We start from the raw sequence: 17,207 nt of genomic DNA, 5'->3' as shown, positions 1-17,207 counted from the left end.
TCGTGCCGTCTCTTCGAGTTGCCGTGAGGTGGGTGCGCCGCGCTTCGACTGTTCTGTCGATCGCGACTCTTCAGGAGCTTCCGCATGTCCGGCATTTCCTCGCCGGGGCGCATCATCATGCCCGGCCTCGATCAGCATGTCACCGACCGCCTCGTACTCCGCACCCTCGATGGCGCCGCGGATCTCCTCATGGAGGAGCTTCGCTGGCTGCCGTCGGTCCACTCGATCCGTCAACTGTCCGACGTCGCCGTCGAATGCACGATCGACGGCCGGTTGAGCGAGCTCGCTGCCTGTTCCCTCTACTCCACGGTGGCGATCGCCGTCGACGACGACTCACTCGAGCGGTCGCAGCAGACCGGCGTACTCGCAACCCTGCCAACCCCGATCGGCTTCCGTGTCGGCTGCGATGATCCGCAAGTCCGGTACCGCGTGATCGCCGCAGTCGAACGCGAGCTCGGCTGGATCAACCAACCCGGCAGCTGGGACGTCAACCTCATGCAAACAGCAGACGGCTGGATCGCTGAGATCGGCCCGCTGTCCTGGATGCGGCGCTTCGGACGGCTGGAACGGTTGCCGTGGTCAACCACCCCGCTCATCGCAGAAGTCCTTGTCCGCTTGGCGAAACTCCAGCCGGGTCAACGCATCGTCGACCCGTTCTGTGGCACGGGCACGATCCTGCTCGCCGCACTCCGCCGACAACCAACCGGCCGCGTCTTCGGGACCGACCACGACCCGCGGGCACTAGCGATCGCGAACCGTCAACAGCCAGGTGGCCTGACACAGGCGACAGCGCAGGCCCTTCCGTACGCCGCCGGCAGCGTCGATCGGATCATCACCAACCTCCCGTTCGGCAAGCTGGTCGGCACCCATCACGCCAACCGTACGCTCTACCCAGCCGCCCTCTCCGAGATCAGTCGAGTCCTCACCGCCGACGGTCGCGCCGTACTCCTCACGGAGGACAAACGCCTGCTCCACAAGGCGATCGAGCACCAGAAAGGCCTCAAGCTCATCCGCCAACGGCTCCTCAAATACAACGGCGCCACTCCCACCGCGTACGTCCTTACCCGGCCCCGGGAGCGACGCTGAAGCCTAGGCGGCGGCCGTGTCTCTCAGCTCTCGAAGCCTCGATGCCGTCAGCGTGTCCGGGTCTTTGTCGGGCTCCAGCAGGATCACTGTGCAGGTGGCCGCGTGGGTCACGGCGGAGGTGATGCTGCCGTCGCTGAACTGTGCGGCTGGTCCGCGCGGCGACCGGCCGAGTGCGATGGCGCGGGCGCCGACGTCCGTGGCATGCCGGGCCAGCGCGCGGCCGGCGGCGGCATGGTCGCCGACGCTGGTGAGTACCTGGCCGGTCGCGGCGATGTGGTGTGCGGCGAGCCGGTCGAGGTGAGCGACGACGGCCGCGTGCGCCTGCTCGGCGTCCTCGGCATCCAGAGCAAGTTCCTCGACGACGGCGGTTTCGCGGACGTGGACGACCTCCAGCGTGGTGCCGGCATTGCGAGCGACGATGGCGGCGGCATCGACGACCGCGGCCGCGTCCTCGGTGGCGCCGACGGCAACGATGACCGGCCGGTACTCCGCTGATGGAGCGGCTCCGACCCGCTGCAGCGACGGGAGCACCGGGGAGCCTTCGGCCGGGTTCTGCTCGGCCGCGCTGACCAGCCGATGGCCGGTGGCGAGTACGGCGATGGCGAGCAGGAAGGCAAGTCCGCCGAGATAGAACGGGACGCTGAGGTTGGTGGCGTCGGCAAGCTTCCCGGCGGCGAACGGGGCAAGGCCGCCGCCGATGAACCGGACGAAGCCGTACGCCGACGAGGCGACCGGCCGCTCGACCGGCGAGACGAGCATGACCGCCTGCGTGGTCAGCGTGTTGTTGATGCCGATGAACGCGCCACTGACGATGACCGCGACGATGACCACGGTCGGTGTGTGGACGCCCGCCGCGATGGCGGCCATCACGATGCCGAGCGCGAACAGGTTGACGTACAGCACCGGCGCCGTACCGAATCTCGCCTGCAGGCGCGGGGCGACGAACACCGAGAAGGCGGCGACCAGCAGTCCCCAGCCGGTGAACACCAGGCCGAGCTTGTGAGCGTCGATCTCCATCGGGTACGGCGCGTAGCCGAGCATCGTGAAGAAGCCCCAGTTGTACAGCAGCGCCATCAGCCCCATCGTCAGCAGGCCCCGATGGCGAAGGGCCTTGAGCGGCGCCGCGAGCGATGTCTTGTGCTCGGGCTTCGGAAGTGATGGCACGAACACAGCGGTTGCCACCAGTGCGATGGCCATCAGCACCGCGACGCCGAAGAACGGCCCACGCCAACTGATGCTGCCCAGCTCACCGCCGAGCAGCGGGCCGACCGCGATCCCGAGACCGAGCGCGGTCTCGTACAGGATGATCGCGCCGGCGAAGCCGCCGCTGGCCGAGGCCACGATGACCGCGAGGCTGGTGGAGATGAACAGGGCGTTGCCCAGGCCCCAGCCGGCCCGGAAGCCGACGATGCCACCGATCGAGCCGGACGCACCGGCCAGCGCGGCGAACACCACGATGAGGGCCAGGCCGATGATCAGGGTCCGCTTGGCGCCGAAACGGCTGGAGAACCAGCCGACCACGAGCATCGCGACCGCGGTCACGACCAGGTAGCTGGTGAACAGCAGCGACACCTGGCTCGGGGTGGCCTTCAGGCTGGAGGCCAACGCGGGCAGGATCGGGTCGACCAGACCGATGCCCATGAACGAGATGACGCAGGCGAACGCGACGGCCCAGACCGCCCGTGGTTGCTTGAACGGGGTGGACGTCGTCCCGTGGGGTGAAGCCATGGAAGGGCCTTCCTAACGTGGGGTTGCCGATGTGGTCGGCTGGTCGTCGTACGCCGATTCGACGAGCTGGGTGAGCACGGGGAGCGCGGCGGAGATGGTGGTCTGGTCCTGCGGGTCGAGCCGGTCGATGAGCTCCTGCAGGACGTCGGCGCGTTCGGCGCGCATGCGCGCCCAGAGGTCCAGCCCGGCCTCGGTCGCTTCCACGAGTACGCCGCGTCGATCGCTGGTGCTCGTCGTACGCCGTACCAGGCCCTCACGTTCCATCCGGCCGACCAGTTGGGTCATGCCGGGTTGGGAGATGCGTTGGGCTTGTGCCAGCTCCGTCATGCGCTGTGGTCCCGACCGCCCGAGGCGGCTCAGCGTGGACGAAGCAGCGCTGCTCAAGCCTCCGACGGGGCGAATGAGCTGCACGAGCTGCTCGAGCACCACGAGGAGCTCCATACCGGAGCCCTCACGATACATAATGGGGTTATGTATCTGCATAACCTCATTATGTATCTACCCGAGCCGAACCACAAAGTGATCTGAGGCTCACTCAAGCGGTCAGCGGCGGTAGGCGCGGTAGAAGGCTCGGGCGCCGGCCTCGGCGCGGGTGAGGGCGGCGTCCAGCTGGAGGTCGGAGTCGAACATCGCCCGGTCGAGGGATGCGCCGATGGCCAGGAACGCCAGGTGTTCCGCGGCCAGTTCCGGATCGGGTACGGCGAGGTGGCCGGCGGCATCCAGTTCGGCCAGGGCCTGGGCGAGCCGGGTCATCACCAGTTGAGGTGCGCGTCGGTAGTACTCGATTGCCACGTCGGGGAAGCGTTCCGCCTCGCCGATCACCAGGCGCCGAAGCCGGATCACCGGTCCGCCGTGGATCGCCTGCGCGAGGTCGCGCGCGATGTCGACCAGCCGTTCCTCCAACGGTGCTTCGGATCGAGTCCGCCGGTCGGTGAGGCCTGAGGTCCCGAGTCGTTCGGAGTAGGACTCGGCGGTGGCGATCGCCGCGGTGATCATCGCGCGGAAGACCTGCTCCTTGTCGCCGTAGATGTTGTAGACGGTGCGCTTGGCGACACCGGCCGTCGCGGCGATGTCGTCGATGCTCGTTCCCTGGTAGCCCTTCGCCAGGAACTCCGCGGCGGCCGCCTCGGTGATCATCGCGCGGGACCGCCGGATGCGCGGGTCCTCGTACTCGGTGCCGGTCGCCGCTTCGGCCACTGTTCGCCTCCCTCTTGCACTAGTCAGTGCAGTAGTGCAAAGTATGGTCACAAGTGCACCAGATGGTGCATTAGATCAGAGACTACCTCAGGAGACTGCGATGAGCACCAACACCTCGATCACCGCAACATCCGTCGTACCCGAGAGCTGGCGACGCGGACGCGCAGCCGCCGTACTGGGCACGAGCCCCGCTCTGCCGCTGATCCTGCTGGCCCTCTCGGCCACCGTCGTCACCATCCGCCGGCGCGAACTTCGCGCTGTGATCGCCCGCTGATCCGGCCATGACAGAACAGGACAAGACGATGACTGAGAACGCGATCGACAAACTGCGCTCCCTCGAGCCCCTGCTCGGCACCTGGCGAGTCGAGGGGCCCGAGTCGAGCGGCACGGTGCAGTACGCCTGGGCGGAGTTCGGCGGCTGGCTGGTCCAGCAGGTCGACCTCGGTGCCGGCGACACCGCGAACCGCGGGGTCGAATACATCGGCTACGACAAGGAGACCGACAGCATCCGCTCACACTTCTTCGGCGGATCCGGCGAGATCCTCGAGTACACCTATGTGCTGGATGGCAAAGAGCTGACGATCTACTTCGGCGGACCGGAGTCGCCGGCGAAGTTCGTCGGCGCCTTCAACGACGACTTCACCCGCAACACCGGTGCGTGGGCGTGGCCGGGAGGCGGCTACGAGTCCACCATGACGAAGCAGACCGACTGATTCTGGTCAGCAGGAGGAGTTGAGTACCGGGGAGGAGCTTGCCGGACTGAGTCGCAGCGGGGGTGCCGCAGTTCGACGTCAGCGGTTCGACCATCTCCCACCACCTGAAGGTCCTGCGCGGAGCCGGCCTGGTCGACTGCCGGGGCACCTGGGTCTACTACTGGCCCGTCCCCGACCGCATCCAGTGGCTCTCCACCCTGCTCGCCGTACCAACGAGCTCGACCCTCAGCAGTTAGAGACCGAGTAGGCGGGTGCCGTTGTGGTGGCAGACGGAGCGTAGCCAGTCGTCGCCGAGGTCCAGCGACTCGAGTGCTGAGAGTTGGACGGCGTACTCGTAGGGGATGTTGGGGAAGTCCGTGCCGAGGACGATGCGGTCCTGGAGGTCGGCCAGGCGGGGCGTGAGTTCCCGGGGGAACGGCATGAGCGACTCGGTGAACGGCGTGAGCGCCATCGTCGTGTCCAGATGGACGTTCGGGTACGACGTGAGGGCGAGGTGCTCGGCGTACTCGGGCATGCCGAGGTGGGCGATGATCGCGGTCAGGCGCGGGTGCTTCCGCAGTACGTCGCCGAACGGCCCGGGACCCGTATGCCGGCCAGGGATCGGGCCGGATCCACAGTGCACAACCACCGGTACGCCGGCCTCTGCGAGCTGACCCCAGACGTCGTCCAGTTCGTCCTCGCGTGGGTCGTAGTCGCCGACTTGGACGTGGACCTTGAAGATCCGCGTCCCCAGTTCCAGCGCCTCGCGCACGTAGTCCGCGGCACCTGGCTCGGGATAGAAGGTCCCGCTCGACACGCATCCGGGTGTCGCCGCGGCGAAGTCCCGGGCCCACGCGTTGAGCCACTGCGCCATCCCCGGCTTGTGCGGATACACGAGCGCCGGGAAGGCCCGAACCCCCAACGTTTCCAGGGTTTTCAGCCGCTCCTCGACTGAGGTCCGGTAGGTGACCGGCCACTCGGTGCCGTAGTGCTGCGGTGCCTGGTCGAAGTACGCCCAGACAGCGTTCATCACCTGATCCGGCAGGAAGTGGACGTGCACATCGACCAGCCCGTCCAGCCCCAGCCGCCGCCACCACACCGGTACGTCGCTGTCTCGCACCCGCCCAGAGTAGGCCGCTCAGCCTCAGCGGGAAGCGACGTACCTCACGTGCAGGCTTTGCAAGAACTACGTACCTACGTACTATCCACAGTGTGGATATGGCTGTGGATAACCGGCTCGCGGAGCTGGAACGGCGGATCGCAGCGCTGGAATCCGCAGCGGACGCGCGGGGAGGGGGCAGGCGGCGGCCCTCCGCCGGGCAGGCCGAAGCGACCCGGGCGCTCAGCGAGCTCCGGGCGTGGCATGACTGGTCAGACGTCGCGCCGGCTCTGGCGGCGCTGGGGAATCCCGTCCGGCTGACGCTGCTGCGCGAGATCGTGCGCGGCCGAGCGACCGTCAGCGCTCTGAGCCAGGTCGACGGTCTCGGCACGAGCGGTCAGATCTACCACCACCTCCGCCACCTGACCGCCGAAGGCTGGCTGCACACCCCTACGCGTGGCACCTTCGCGATCCCGCCGCACCGGGTCACCGCACTGCAGACGATCCTCTCCGCCTTGGAGGCGAGCTAGCCGGCCTGGTCGGAGAGCCAGAGGCTGGTCAGGCCGCGGAAGTGGGCCATGAACTGGTCCTGCTCGTGCTCGGGGTAAGTGGTGGCGACGGTCGACGTCAGGAGGCGGTCGAAGTCGGGCCCGGCGACCCAGTCGCGGACGCGAGCGTCGAAGTCGGCGAGGTGTTCGGCGCACCACTCGTGGTACTTCGTGGTCTCGAAGTGCTCGTCGGCCAGCGCCAGATAGGCGTTGAGTTTCGCCTCGTAGTCGAGCGATTCGTCGTCGGCGATCGCGAAGTACCGCTCGGTGTGAAGGTCGACGGTGCTGCGCCGGCCGGTCGCGAGCGAGAACACCGACCACTTGACCAGTGCGCTGATCGCCCACGGGAAGTAGTAGTGCAGCGAGGTGACCGCGACGTCCGGGCAGGCGTTGGCGTAGTCGATCGGGTGGACCGAGTCGCCCTTCACCAGCATCTCGCAGGAGTTGAACTCCCAGCCGAAGAACGCGTTCACGATCCGGCTGATCGCCACCGCCTCGTGCCCGGCGGACGGGTTGAGGAAGTCGTGCGAGACGGCGTACCGGTTGTGCATCGGCTCGTCCGGGCGGAAATCCATCACCATCGTCTCGGCGCCGATCGACAGCGCACGGGCGAACTTGTCGTACTCGATCGTCGCCTGCAGGTGCATCAGCATCTCGCCGGACTGGTCGTACGCGCGGTGCAGATCGACCTTGTCGTTGATCCGGGACACGCCCCGCCAGCCGCCGCCGTCGAACGGCTTCATGTACAGCGGATAGCCGAGGTCCTCGGCGATCGCGTCCAGGTCGAACGCTTTGTTGTACTGCGCCGACGTGTACGCCCAGCGCACGTTGTCGACCGGGTTCTTGTACGGCACCAGCACGGTCCGCGGGATCTTCAGTCCGAGCCGGAGCATCGCGCAGTACGCCGAATGCTTCTCCATCGACTGGAACGTGAACGGCGAGTTCAGCAGGTACGTGCCGTTCATCAGCGCGGCCTTCTTCAGCCACTCGCGCGGGTGGTAGTACCAGTACGCGAGCCGGTCGATCACCAGCCCGACCCGGACCGGGTCGTTCAGGTCGAACGGCTCGATGGTCAGCCGGCGGGACCCGAACTCGTGCTCGGTCCCGTCGATGGTGACCGGCCCGACCCGCTGCAGCAGCGCCTCGAACGCCCGTGGCCAGTCCTCTTCGGCCCCCAGCAACAGCCCGATCAAATGCCTTGAGCGATCAGCCACTGAATCTCCTACAGGTCGGTTCGGGAAGGGAAGGAAAGAAGAGGAGGGGGGATCAATCTCCTAACAGAATCGGGGCAGGTGGTGGGCCAGTTGCTGCCGCCACCAGGGCCAGTCATGGGCTACGTCGTACCCCCACAGGTCGAGCTCGTGCGGGATGCCTTTGGCCTTCAGTACGGCGGCGGTCGCGTGGGCGGACGGCAACGAACCGGTCGGGTTCGTCTCCCAGTCGCCCTGACCGACCGTGAGCAGGATGAAGATCCGGGTCCGCAACCACTCCAGGTGGTCACCATCCAGATTCGGCAGGTAGTCGGCCGGATTGTTGAAATACGTCGCGTCGCCGCGCTCACCCCACGCGTGCCAGCTGGCCGCGTCGTAGTTGCCGGACTGGCAGATCGCGATCGGGAACAGATCGGCCCGTTTGAACGCGAAGTTCAGCGCATGGAAGGCACCCAGGCTGCAGCCGGTGGTGATGATGTCGGCGGTGCCGGGAGAGTCCGCGCCGATCGCCGGGACCACCTGGTCCACGATCCAGGACTCGTAGAACCCGTGCCGCCGGGCCCGGTCCTCGAGCTGGATGCTGCGATCCGACCAGCTGACATGGTCGAAGGAATCGACGCAGTACAGCTTGACCCGGCCGGCCTCGATCAGGTCCGCGACAGCGTCGACCATGCCGTTGTTCTCGTAGTCCCAGGCGCGGCCCTGCTCGCTCGGGAACACCAGCACCGGGCGGCCGAAATGGCCGTACCGGATCAGCGTGCCGCGCCGGTCAAGCCCCGGCGCCTCCAACTCGACCTGCTCCCGCTCCATCTGCCCCACCCCAGCACCGTTGCAGTAGCTCCGTCAGCTCAGGATCCAGCACATCACGCCACGCTGTGAAATTGTGCATGTCCGGCGTTTCGTCGAACCTCACGTCCAGCCCGAGTTCGGCCAGTTTCGCGGCCATCACCCGGTTGTTGTGGACGTTCTCCTCCGTCGTCCCCGCGGTCATCCCGATCAGCGGCGTACTCGGTGGCGTGGTTGCCGTCAGCACCTGCCCGACGAACCCGGTGACCTGAGCGTAGAACTCGAACCGCGACTCCTGCGGATCCGTGTCGGCGGTGAAGAACGACCCCGACTGCAGGAACAGCCCGTCGAAGGTGCCCGGATGGTGCCATTCCGCGAACAGCGCGGCCAGCGCACCCAGGCTCGCGCCCATCAGCACGGGCCGCCGGCTCCGGTACTGCGCCTCGATCGCGGGCAGCACGTACTGCGTCAGGGCCTCGGCGTACTGCGGATTCGCGGCGTACCAGAGGTTGCGGGTGGTCGGCCGGATCAACGCGAGCCGGAACGGCGGCAGAGCGGACTCGGTGACCATCGCGCCGGCGTAGTGGGTCAGACCGGCGTACGCGGCGAACTCGGGACCGTCGTGGGAGAGCAGGAGCGGCAGCTCGAAGGTCGGCGTGATGCCTTCCGGCGCCCAGACATGGACATCGACCTCGCCGACCGGGGTCTCCACACCGAGCGGCGTCAGCGCCGATGCGATCGGCGGGACGGTGATCCAGGCGGGTTCGACGTACCCGGGTAATGGCAGCCAGGAGTGTTCCCCGAACGCCCCGCCGACGATGCGCGGGTTGGTCGGGTCGGTCCGCATGCCCAGATCGGCGATGTCGAACAGGTACTCCATCCGGTGCACCGACGGCCGCGGTAGCCGCAGCTCCCAGCCGTAGTCCACCTGTTTGAACTCGAGCAGTTCGGCCGCGAGCCCGAGCTCCTGCCACAGCTTCACCCCGGTGAACGCATGCGAAGGATCGCCGAGGCGGAACACCACCTCGGCCCCTTCGACACCACTCACCACAGCAGGCATCAGACCACCGTACGCCGACCGGCTGTCGGTAGTGGAAACGGTGGACAGCGAGGCATACTCGACGTGTCGCTGTGCGATGTGGGTTGGCGCGATTCTTGGGAGGGGACCGTGCAGCACGACCCCTCGGACTACTCGCAGGCCGTGGAATTCGCGCAACTCGCGCTGAACCTCCACGACGCGGAACATGTCGACGAGACCATCGAGTCCGTCGTCCGATCCGCCGTGCAGGCAGTCGGGGGCGACGCTGCCGGACTGGTCCTGAGTCACCGGGGCGGGCGCCTCGAGGTCGCGGCCGTGACCGATCCGGTCGTCGAGACGATCTATCGGTATCAGCTGGAAACCGGCGAGGGCGCGATGCTGGCCGCGGCCGCGGCGGGCAGCCCGCTGCACGTTCGGGACGTGGCGGCCGATTCACGCTGGCCGCGGTGGAGCGAGGTACTCACGGGCCTTGGCCTACGCAGTGTGATCCACGTTCCGATGCTGCTCGATGGTCGAGGTGCGGGGATCCTCAGCGTCTACGCCGCGCTGCCGAACGCATTCAGTGCCGACGACGTCGCCGTCACCCACATCCTCGCCAGGCATGCCTCGGTGGCAGTGGCGACGGCGCGCCGTCAGGCGAACCTGGCCCAGGCGGTCGACGCTCGGAAGCTGGTCGGTCAGGCGATGGGCATCCTGATGGAACGGTACGGACTGGACGGCGATCGCGCGTTCGAGGTGCTGAAGCGCTACTCCCAGGACACCCACACCAAGCTGCGCGACGTCGCCCAGCACCTCATCCAGACCCGGCGACTCCCGACCGGCCCGGCCAAGGATGAGTTCCCGCCGTCCACAGCCTGACCGACGGCGGCATACCGAAAAACTGGCAGCCGGTGGCAGCTTTCGTCGGTACGCTCGGTCTCAGCCGAGGCGACTGGGGAGGGCTTCATGGTGGGACTGGAAGACATCCGGGCAGTGACGGCGGATCTGCCGCGCAGCTACGAGGTGCTGGTGCGGGACTCGATCAAGTACCGGGTCGGGCAGATCGTCTACCTGGCGGTCGCGCCGGACGAACAGACGATCGGGATCGCGTTCCCCCGCGAGGAACGCCAGGCGGCGCTGGAGGCGGAACCGCACAAGTTCTTCCCGCCCCGCCCGTCCGACGAACGCTTCCGGTGGATCCAGGTCCGCCTCGAAGCCCTCGAGTACGACGAACTCCGCGAACTGATCCTGGACGCCTGGTCCATGGTCGTACCCAAGAAGGTCCAGGCCGAATACTTCGGACGGTAGTCACTCAGGGGCCTACGGCAACCATCTCATCCTCTGGTAGGAGCTGGTGTACCTCCGTGGCCTACGGACGTTGCCGGAGAACTGTCCCCACGACCGATGGGTAGGGCGGTTTCTCCCGGCAGCCTGGAAGCATGACCGGAGACTTCCTACCCCACCGCCGCCAAGCATCGGCCCGAGCCCAGCTACTAGCCGTCGTCATCGTGATCGCCGTCGCCGCGGTCGGCATTTATCTGTTCACGTAGGAAGTCTGTCCCACCCACCCGCTACGCGCGCTCCTGGCGTCGCGTGCTCCGGTGGTTGGGTGATGTGGTTGTGGGTTGGCGGGTCACCCGCGGCGTGATCTGGCTGGGTGACAGCACGACGGCCACCACCAAACGCACTCATTGTGGGGATCCGCAGGCGGTGAATGTCCTCGGGCGTGTGTCCGGGCTGGGCGGGTGGCGGGTTGTGTGGTGGCTGGCGGGTTGTTGCGCGTCAGCGGTGAAACAACCCGCCAGTGGGCCGGGTGGCACTAGTCCTTGGGTGTGCGTCTGCATAGACGGGTATGCCGAGTTGCTGCATCAGGCCAGGGCGTTCGGTGGTGGGGCGCCAGGCCGGCGGCCGTCGCGCGTCTGGGGTTGGGGGCTACGTCGGCTGCGGGGGCTCGACGGGGTTGGGTGGGTTGGCGGCGTACAGGTCCTCGTGGGCTAGGGCGTCGTAGATGCGGTGGACCTCGTCTGCCGGCTCGCCTTTGCGCCAGAGGGATAGGGCTATTTCGGGTGGGGGTGGGGCGGCGGTTGGCTGCCAGGTGTCGGGGGTCCAGGTGTGGGAGCGGCGGAAGGCCTTGGGACAGTGGAAGAAGACTTCCTCGACGTCTACGAGCAGAGCCAGGGACGGTCGGTGGCCCTTGATGACCAGATCGTCGAAGTCGGGTAGATCGGTGACCAGTTGGGCTCGGCCGTTGATGCGTAGGGTGTCGCCGCGGCCGGGGATGACCAGGACGAGGCCGGCGTGAGGGTTCTCCAGGATGTTGTGGAATCCGTCCATCCGCCGGTTGCCGGGACGTTCGGGGATCGCGAGTCGCGTCGGGCTGAGGACGCGCACGAACCCGGCCGGGTCGCCCTTCGGCGAGACATCGCACCGTCCGTCGGCCGAGGAGGTGGCTACGAAGACCAGACTCGTGGCGGCGATCCACAAGCGGTGAACGTCCTGGAGCGTGTCGATGACTTTGTCGCGGATCATCGGTGTGGGTACGCCGTATGCCTCCAGTTGCTCGACCGAGGTAATCGGTGTGAAGGGTTCCATGACTTCCCAGACGATCGGGGCGGCGACGGTGTGACAGTCAAGCGGCCGGCAGCAAGCGGGTGGTCAGGTAGCTGAGGATCTCGTCCCTGGCCTTGACGGTCGGGTGTCCGTCCTCGTCGACGAGATGCGCGGTCACCACGCTGTGGGGTGTCTCGACGACCTCGCGGAAGAACGGCGGCGGGTCGGTCTTCGCGCAATTGCCCGGAAGGACACGACCGTCGAAGGCATCGCCGAGGAGCGCCCGGTACGCCGCGAAGCGTTGGCCGGTGCACCAGCGGTCATTGTCGAAGCGGTACGCCAGAACGCTCAGCCCATCCCGTTCGACGCGTTCCCGGATCGCACGCGCGTCCTCGTCGCTCAGCTCGAGTCCGGCTGGGTCGTCGAGCGGCAGGGACGGGTGGTTGATCACGGGCGCGATGACGGCCGGCTCGAGCGCCATGGTGAGCGCGAAGTTGCCGGTGAAGCACAGACCGATCGCGCCAACACCCGGACCACCGCACTCGGCATGCGCCTGCCGGGCGAGCCCACGCAGCCAGACGGTGACCGGGCTCGTCCCGCCACCAGCGAACGCGCGGAATTCGGCACTGACACAAGCACGACGGACAACCTCCGAGCCACCGTCGGCGGTCGGGTACGCGCCGTCGACCCCGAACAGCGACGGGACATAGACGGTGAAACCGGCATCTCGCACCCATCGGGCCAACCGAAGGACGTCCGGGCTGATGCCGGGCATCTCTGGCATCACGACCACGCCCGGCCCGGACCCCGCGACGTACACCGTCTTCACGACCCCGTCGACCTCGATGAGTTGGCGGAAGAAGTCCGCGATCTCGTCGTCACGTGTGCTCATGCCGACAGCGTGCTGCGCTGGACCGTCGTACGACGAGCGGCCAGATCGCCATAGTTGAAGGTAATCTCGCCATCAGAGGGAGGAGCGTGGAGATGGGTGTACTGCGTGTCGGTGTGCTGGCGTATCCGCGATGCTTCGCGTCCGAGGTGTACGGCGTACCCGATCTGCTGACGATGGCCACGCACCTCGGCGGGCCGGACGGGGCCGGATACGACGTGTCGATCATGTCGCCGCGCCGTCAGGTCGCCGCGTCGGGTGGTGCGAGGCTGGCGGTGTCCGCGGTCCGTGATGTCGACGTCCTCGTCGTACCGGGGTTCGAGCTCTCGCCGGACCTTCTGCTGGACACGACGCTCAAGCCGCTCGCCCCGGAACTCGCCGTGATTCGCTCACATGTTGCCACCGGCAACGCTGTCGTCTCGATCTGTGTCGGGGCGTTCCTGCTGGCGGAGGCGGGCCTGTTGGCCGGCCGCCGGGCGACGACCTCGTGGGTCTTCGCGGACCAACTGGCCCGCCGCTGCCCCGAGGCCGATGTCTGCGCCGAGCAGTTGGTCATCACCGACAGCGGGGTCACGACGACCGGGTCGTTCAGCGCCATGTACGACTTCGCGCTCGGCCTGATCCGGGAACACAGCGGCACTTCGGTGGCGAGGGCGACCGCGAGGCTTGCGCTCGTCGACGACGCGCGGTCCTCACAGACGCCGTACGTCGACGCCCGGCTGCTGCCGCAGGCCGGAAGCGAGTTCTCCCGAGAAGTCATGCGCCACCTCGACCAGAACCTGGCCGACCGCTACGACCTAACCGCCCTGGCCGCTACCTTCAAAGTCAGCACTCGCACTCTGCTCCGACGCTTCGCAGACGAGACCCACCAGAGCCCGCTCGACTACCTCCACGCATCCCGCGTCTCCCGCGCCCGCCACCTCCTCGAAACCACAGACCGAACCATCGCCACCATCTCCACCACAGTCGGCTACAAAAACCCCAGCACCTTCGCCGCCCTCTTCACCAAACACACAGGCCACCCACCCAGCACCTACCGAACCGCCTTCCGCCGATCCACCCCCTGAACCTGTGCAGGCGGGAGTCCTCCGGGTGTACGCCGGCGGACACCGCAACACCTGAACAGCCAACGAAGCACCACCCCGTCTGCAGTCGCCCCGGGAGCATTCGCCCGAGTAGACACGCCAGCACCACGTCCACCTCCGGCAGTCGCCCACAGTCGGCAGCCCGCCGCAGTACACCGTCGAGCAGTTCCTCCGGGGCGTATACGAGCGGCCGACTCCACATCCGGCAGTCGACTGCGGGCGGTAGCCCGCCTTCAAGGTTGGTCGGGTGGGAGCGTCCGCGAGCACGCGACGGCAGGAGCGCGCGTAGCGGATGCGGGGGAGGGAACTAGTCCCAGCGGACTTCAGCTTCCCCCGGCCGGACCACCCCGGCCTCGTAGGCGACCACGACCGCCTGGACCCGGCTGGAGAGGCCTAGTTTGGAGAGGACGCTGCTGACGTGGGTCTTCACTGTGGTCTCGCTGACGAACAGCTTGGTGGCGAGGTCGCGGTTCGACAGCCCGCGCGCCATCCACACCAGGATTTCCCGCTCCCGCTCGCTCAACTGTCCAAGCAACCCGATCCACCGCCCATCAGGCTGCGCCGGCGCCGGCTCCGCCGTACCACCGACCTGACGCTCAAGCTCCATGCACCGCTCCAGCAGCACCCGCGTCGACGCCGGATCGACCAGCGAGTCACCGCGATGCACCGCCCGCACAGCCGACACCAACAAGTCCGGATCCGTGTCCTTCAACAGGAACCCAGACGCCCCAGCCCGGACCGCACTCAGCACGTAAGCCTCGTCGTCAAACGTAGTCAGCACCAGCACCGCAGGACGCGACCGACCAGCAGCCTTGTTCGCAGTCGTGATCCGCTCGGTGGCGACGAGCCCGTCCATCACCGGCATCCGGATGTCCATGAGTACGACGTCAGGGTCGTACTGCTCGATCAGCCGGAGTGCCTCCTCACCGTCCCCGGCCTGCGCGACCGTGGTCAGGTCCGGTTCGTGGTCGAGGATCATCGCCAAGCCCATCCGGATCACGCCCTGGTCGTCGGCGACCAGGATCCGGATCGAGCCGGCGTCCGGACCGGTCAGTCCTGTGGCGGCAGCCATGCCTGCACCCTCCATCCACCCAGTGGGCCGGCCGCGACGGCCAGTGTGCCGCCGACCGCTGTGGCCCGTTCCCGCATCCCGATCAGTCCGTTGCCGCGACCGCTTTCGCTCCGCCGGGCGGACTCCAGCACGTTCACCGGCGGCGGTCCGCCGCTGCCGTTGTCGTCGATGGTCAGCAGCTCGCCCTGCGGTCCACTCTGCCAGGTGACCCGGGCCGCGGTCGCCTTCGCGTGCACCATCACGTTGGTCAACGCCTCCTGAATGATCCGTACCGCGGTCAGGTCGGTGGCCGAGGTCAGCTGCCGTTGCCGCGGCGGCAGGCTCATCGACACGTCGATACCGACAGCCTTCAACCGCTCGCCCATCCGCGCGACGTCGGACAGATCGGGTACGGGCGCGGTCCCGCCACCCGAGTCCGGCGACGCCCCGACCGCGTTCGGTGAGGCCGTGTTGAGTACCCGGACAGTCTCCCGCATCGCGGTCAGCGCTTCCTTGCCGCTGGCAATGATCCAGCGAATCGCCTCCCGCAGTACTTCGGGTCGCTGGTCGGCCACTCGTTCGGCGGCCTGGGCCCGGATCACCACCGCACTGACGTGGTGGGAGATGACATCGTGCAGGTCGCGGGCGATCCGGGTCCGCTCGGCGACCGCGGCCCGCTCGGCCTCGACCGCGCGCAGCCGGATCAGTTCGGCGTTCCGCTGCTGCAGCAGGGCGACGTTCTTGCGCCGCCGCCGGGCGTCCGCGCCGAGCAGCACCATGCCGCAGATCAGTGCCTCGGCGAACACGAACAGCGACACGTCGATGTAGCTGTAGAGGCTCGACAGGTCCCGCGGCAGCTTCTCGTAGCGATCGCCGTACAGGATCGCCCGGTTGGCGTGGCTGAGGACGATCGCGACCACGGTGGGCAGGCCGATCATCAGCCCCGCCAGGCTGCCCATGGTGAAGAACAGACAGGTGAACCGCCGTACGCCGCTCGACGCGGCGAGGTATCCGACGACCAGCAGCGGGACCAGGTGGATCTCGGACTGCAGTGCGGCGTCGCTGATCTCGGGCTGGCCGAAGACTCTGATCCCGACCTGCGCGGCCAGGCCGGTGCCGACCGCGGCGTACAGGAATGGGTAGAGCACCGAGACGACCACGAGCGTCGTCCGCGGAATCCGCCGTACACAGGCGACGGTGGCGACCAGGAAGACGCCGGTGACGACGGAGACGGCCGGGTTCTGCGGGCGCAGGCCGCTGTCGTTGATCAAGTTCAGTACCCCGAACCAGACCACGCCGATGATCGCCGCGAGCAGCACATCCTGCTGCAACTGCGACATCCGACGCCAGACACTCCACATGTCGCCCAGCGTAGTCAGACCGTGTTCGCCGAAGCTTCATCTGCCTGGAGGGGCAGCCTCTCCAACTTTTGGAGGAGGCTCGGCGTCCGAATTGATACTCAGGGGCTACTTCCGGGATGTGAGGACGGTCCCTGGGGCCGATGTGGCGACCGCGCCTGATCCGAGAGGCTGTACCCCATGACGAACGACGTGCCACCGCGCCGGACCGGCTCGGTACGGCTGCGGTTGCTGTCCGTGACGGGTGCGGGCGTGGCGGTGCTCGCGGTCGGGTCGCTGCTGTTGTGGCACGCGCAGCTGGGGGAGATGCTCGGACTGGCGGCGGACAAGGAACCCGTCATCTCGACCGTGAACGCTCCGGCGAACTCCGCTCCGCCGACCACGCTGGTCACCGAGACGCCGACGCCACCGCCCACGCGCCCGTCGACCCACAAGACCACGCCGGCCAAGACGCCTACGAAGACCCCGAAGCCGGACAAGTCGACTACGACCAAGCCGAAGTACGGCGAGGAGAGCATCAACGGGCTGTCGCCGACGCTGCGGAAGCGGCTGCAGAAGGCGATGACGGCCGCGAAGGCCGACGGCGTGACGATCAGCATCACCTCCGGCCGGCGTACCACCTCCAAGCAGCAGCGGCTGCTGAACGAGGCGATCAAGAAGTACGGCTCGTACAAGGCGGCGACCCACTGGGTGCTGCCGCCCAAGTACTCCGCTCATGTGAAGGGCAAGGCTGTGGACATCGGCCCGGCGGCCGCCATGACCTGGCTGAACAAGAACGGCTGGCGGTACGGCGTCTGCCGCCGCTACGACAACGAACCCTGGCATTTCGAGGCGCTCACATCGCCCGGAAAGAAGTGCCCGCCGCGCGAACCGTACGGCGTGGCCGGCCCCAGCTAGGCCGACTGATCC

Annotated in this window: 20 protein-coding genes; 9 read left to right on the top strand and 11 right to left on the bottom strand. The window is 67.5% G+C overall.

Features of this window, described 5'->3' with window-relative positions; all coding sequences use genetic code 11:
- The first annotated feature begins 84 nt into the window (after positions 1–84).
- Positions 85–1,086, top strand: coding sequence for a TRM11 family SAM-dependent methyltransferase (locus E0H73_RS10210; RefSeq protein ID WP_131353230.1), 1,002 nt, complete (start codon positions 85–87; stop codon positions 1,084–1,086).
- 3 nt (positions 1,087–1,089) lie between these two features.
- Here the strand turns inward: E0H73_RS10210 and E0H73_RS10205 are convergent, their stop codons facing one another.
- The 3 genes from E0H73_RS10205 to E0H73_RS10195 all read right to left on the bottom strand — a co-directional run bounded on the left by E0H73_RS10205 (position 1,090) and on the right by E0H73_RS10195 (position 4,011).
- Positions 1,090–2,814: an MFS transporter gene (locus E0H73_RS10205; protein ID WP_131353229.1), complete on the bottom strand. Its 1,725-nt coding sequence runs from the start codon at positions 2,812–2,814 to the stop codon at positions 1,090–1,092.
- Between the two features lie 12 nt (positions 2,815–2,826).
- Positions 2,827–3,255 carry a MarR family winged helix-turn-helix transcriptional regulator gene (locus tag E0H73_RS10200; RefSeq protein ID WP_272949121.1) on the bottom strand — a complete coding sequence of 143 codons (429 nt, stop codon included), beginning with the start codon at positions 3,253–3,255 and terminating at the stop codon, positions 2,827–2,829.
- 102 nt (positions 3,256–3,357) lie between these two features.
- A complete protein-coding gene (locus E0H73_RS10195; protein WP_202867287.1) occupies positions 3,358–4,011 on the bottom strand; it encodes a TetR/AcrR family transcriptional regulator in 654 nt (217 codons plus the stop codon).
- Positions 4,012–4,111: 100 nt separating this feature from the next.
- Here E0H73_RS10195 and E0H73_RS45780 point away from each other — a divergent pair, with 100 nt between their 5' ends.
- From E0H73_RS45780 to E0H73_RS10185, 3 genes are all read left to right on the top strand, one after another.
- The gene (locus E0H73_RS45780) at positions 4,112–4,285 is read left to right on the top strand and encodes a hypothetical protein (RefSeq protein ID WP_165555568.1); all 174 of its coding nucleotides are present in this window, start codon (positions 4,112–4,114) and stop codon (positions 4,283–4,285) included.
- Positions 4,286–4,313: 28 nt separating this feature from the next.
- Entirely contained in the window at positions 4,314–4,724 is a 411-nt protein-coding gene (locus tag E0H73_RS10190; RefSeq protein WP_131353227.1) for a hypothetical protein, read from the top strand.
- 62 nt (positions 4,725–4,786) lie between these two features.
- Positions 4,787–4,960: an ArsR/SmtB family transcription factor gene (locus E0H73_RS10185; protein ID WP_131353226.1), complete on the top strand. Its 174-nt coding sequence runs from the start codon at positions 4,787–4,789 to the stop codon at positions 4,958–4,960.
- Here the strand turns inward: E0H73_RS10185 and E0H73_RS10180 are convergent.
- Complete coding sequence (locus tag E0H73_RS10180) at positions 4,957–5,823, bottom strand: amidohydrolase family protein (RefSeq protein WP_131353225.1); 867 nt, start codon at positions 5,821–5,823, stop codon at positions 4,957–4,959. The two genes, E0H73_RS10185 and E0H73_RS10180, sit on opposite strands and share 4 nt — an antisense overlap.
- Positions 5,824–5,921: 98 nt before the next feature.
- Here E0H73_RS10180 and E0H73_RS10175 point away from each other — a divergent pair, with 98 nt between their 5' ends.
- Positions 5,922–6,332: an ArsR/SmtB family transcription factor gene (locus E0H73_RS10175; protein ID WP_165555566.1), complete on the top strand. Its 411-nt coding sequence runs from the start codon at positions 5,922–5,924 to the stop codon at positions 6,330–6,332.
- Here the strand turns inward: E0H73_RS10175 and E0H73_RS10170 are convergent.
- Genes E0H73_RS10170 through E0H73_RS10160 form a run of 3 tightly spaced genes read right to left on the bottom strand, consistent with a single transcriptional unit; the run spans position 6,329 to position 9,407 of the window.
- A complete protein-coding gene (locus E0H73_RS10170; protein WP_131353224.1) occupies positions 6,329–7,564 on the bottom strand; it encodes an ATP-grasp domain-containing protein in 1,236 nt (411 codons plus the stop codon). The two genes, E0H73_RS10175 and E0H73_RS10170, sit on opposite strands and share 4 nt — an antisense overlap.
- A gap of 60 nt (positions 7,565–7,624) precedes the next feature.
- Positions 7,625–8,371 carry an esterase family protein gene (locus E0H73_RS10165; RefSeq protein ID WP_131353223.1) on the bottom strand — a complete coding sequence of 249 codons (747 nt, stop codon included), beginning with the start codon at positions 8,369–8,371 and terminating at the stop codon, positions 7,625–7,627.
- Positions 8,331–9,407, bottom strand: coding sequence for an alpha/beta hydrolase (locus tag E0H73_RS10160; protein WP_131353222.1), 1,077 nt, complete (start codon positions 9,405–9,407; stop codon positions 8,331–8,333). The genes E0H73_RS10165 and E0H73_RS10160 overlap by 41 nt, the downstream gene beginning before the upstream one ends.
- A 108-nt stretch (positions 9,408–9,515) precedes the next feature.
- Here E0H73_RS10160 and E0H73_RS10155 point away from each other — a divergent pair, with 108 nt between their 5' ends.
- Together E0H73_RS10155 and E0H73_RS10150 are read left to right on the top strand one after the other, a co-directional pair.
- Positions 9,516–10,244, top strand: coding sequence for a GAF and ANTAR domain-containing protein (locus tag E0H73_RS10155; protein WP_238163915.1), 729 nt, complete (start codon positions 9,516–9,518; stop codon positions 10,242–10,244).
- Positions 10,245–10,331: 87 nt separating this feature from the next.
- The gene (locus E0H73_RS10150) at positions 10,332–10,673 is read left to right on the top strand and encodes an MmcQ/YjbR family DNA-binding protein (protein ID WP_131353220.1); all 342 of its coding nucleotides are present in this window, start codon (positions 10,332–10,334) and stop codon (positions 10,671–10,673) included.
- 624 nt (positions 10,674–11,297) lie between these two features.
- Here the strand turns inward: E0H73_RS10150 and E0H73_RS10145 are convergent.
- Both E0H73_RS10145 and E0H73_RS10140 read right to left on the bottom strand, forming a co-directional pair.
- Complete coding sequence (locus E0H73_RS10145; protein ID WP_131353219.1) at positions 11,298–11,957, bottom strand: MSMEG_1061 family FMN-dependent PPOX-type flavoprotein; 660 nt, start codon at positions 11,955–11,957, stop codon at positions 11,298–11,300.
- Between the two features lie 37 nt (positions 11,958–11,994).
- Positions 11,995–12,807: a dienelactone hydrolase family protein gene (locus E0H73_RS10140; protein ID WP_131353218.1), complete on the bottom strand. Its 813-nt coding sequence runs from the start codon at positions 12,805–12,807 to the stop codon at positions 11,995–11,997.
- A 92-nt stretch (positions 12,808–12,899) separates the two neighbouring features.
- On the opposite strand from E0H73_RS10140, the gene E0H73_RS10135 reads away from it, so the two are divergent.
- Positions 12,900–13,871 (top strand): GlxA family transcriptional regulator, encoded by a 972-nt coding sequence (locus E0H73_RS10135; protein WP_131353217.1) that lies wholly within the window; start codon positions 12,900–12,902, stop codon positions 13,869–13,871.
- Between the two features lie 325 nt (positions 13,872–14,196).
- On the opposite strand, the gene E0H73_RS10130 is transcribed toward E0H73_RS10135, so the two are convergent.
- Positions 14,197–14,943, bottom strand: coding sequence for a response regulator (locus E0H73_RS10130; RefSeq protein ID WP_420323423.1), 747 nt, complete (start codon positions 14,941–14,943; stop codon positions 14,197–14,199).
- Positions 14,940–16,301, bottom strand: a complete 1,362-nt coding sequence (locus tag E0H73_RS10125; protein ID WP_238163914.1) for a sensor histidine kinase — start codon at positions 16,299–16,301, stop codon at positions 14,940–14,942. Before E0H73_RS10125 ends, E0H73_RS10130 begins: the two co-directional genes overlap by 4 nt.
- Positions 16,302–16,478: 177 nt before the next feature.
- Here E0H73_RS10125 and E0H73_RS10120 point away from each other — a divergent pair, with 177 nt between their 5' ends.
- Entirely contained in the window at positions 16,479–17,195 is a 717-nt protein-coding gene (locus E0H73_RS10120; protein ID WP_131353214.1) for a M15 family metallopeptidase, read from the top strand.
- Positions 17,196–17,207 lie beyond the last annotated feature (12 nt).

The sequence above is a fragment of the Kribbella pittospori genome (genome assembly GCF_004331465.1).
Lineage (GTDB): Bacteria > Actinomycetota > Actinomycetes > Propionibacteriales > Kribbellaceae > Kribbella > Kribbella pittospori.
The sequence above is the reverse complement of the archived record's forward strand: the minus strand, read 5'-3'. Positions and strand labels throughout refer to the sequence as shown.

Coding starts and splice junctions, on each gene's coding strand:
- E0H73_RS10165 (WP_131353223.1), bottom strand. CDS start 8,371: ATGGAGCGGGAGCAGGTCGAGTTGGAGGCGCCGGGGCTTGACCGGCGC.
- E0H73_RS10125 (WP_238163914.1), bottom strand. CDS start 16,301: ATGTGGAGTGTCTGGCGTCGGATGTCGCAGTTGCAGCAGGATGTGCTG.
- E0H73_RS10160 (WP_131353222.1), bottom strand. CDS start 9,407: ATGCCTGCTGTGGTGAGTGGTGTCGAAGGGGCCGAGGTGGTGTTCCGC.
- E0H73_RS10145 (WP_131353219.1), bottom strand. CDS start 11,957: ATGGAACCCTTCACACCGATTACCTCGGTCGAGCAACTGGAGGCATAC.
- E0H73_RS10150 (WP_131353220.1), top strand. CDS start 10,332: ATGGTGGGACTGGAAGACATCCGGGCAGTGACGGCGGATCTGCCGCGC.
- E0H73_RS10135 (WP_131353217.1), top strand. CDS start 12,900: ATGGGTGTACTGCGTGTCGGTGTGCTGGCGTATCCGCGATGCTTCGCG.
- E0H73_RS10190 (WP_131353227.1), top strand. CDS start 4,314: ATGACTGAGAACGCGATCGACAAACTGCGCTCCCTCGAGCCCCTGCTC.
- E0H73_RS10140 (WP_131353218.1), bottom strand. CDS start 12,807: ATGAGCACACGTGACGACGAGATCGCGGACTTCTTCCGCCAACTCATC.
- E0H73_RS10205 (WP_131353229.1), bottom strand. CDS start 2,814: ATGGCTTCACCCCACGGGACGACGTCCACCCCGTTCAAGCAACCACGG.
- E0H73_RS10210 (WP_131353230.1), top strand. CDS start 85: ATGTCCGGCATTTCCTCGCCGGGGCGCATCATCATGCCCGGCCTCGAT.
- E0H73_RS10175 (WP_165555566.1), top strand. CDS start 5,922: ATGGCTGTGGATAACCGGCTCGCGGAGCTGGAACGGCGGATCGCAGCG.
- E0H73_RS10120 (WP_131353214.1), top strand. CDS start 16,479: ATGACGAACGACGTGCCACCGCGCCGGACCGGCTCGGTACGGCTGCGG.
- E0H73_RS10200 (WP_272949121.1), bottom strand. CDS start 3,255: ATGGAGCTCCTCGTGGTGCTCGAGCAGCTCGTGCAGCTCATTCGCCCC.
- E0H73_RS45780 (WP_165555568.1), top strand. CDS start 4,112: ATGAGCACCAACACCTCGATCACCGCAACATCCGTCGTACCCGAGAGC.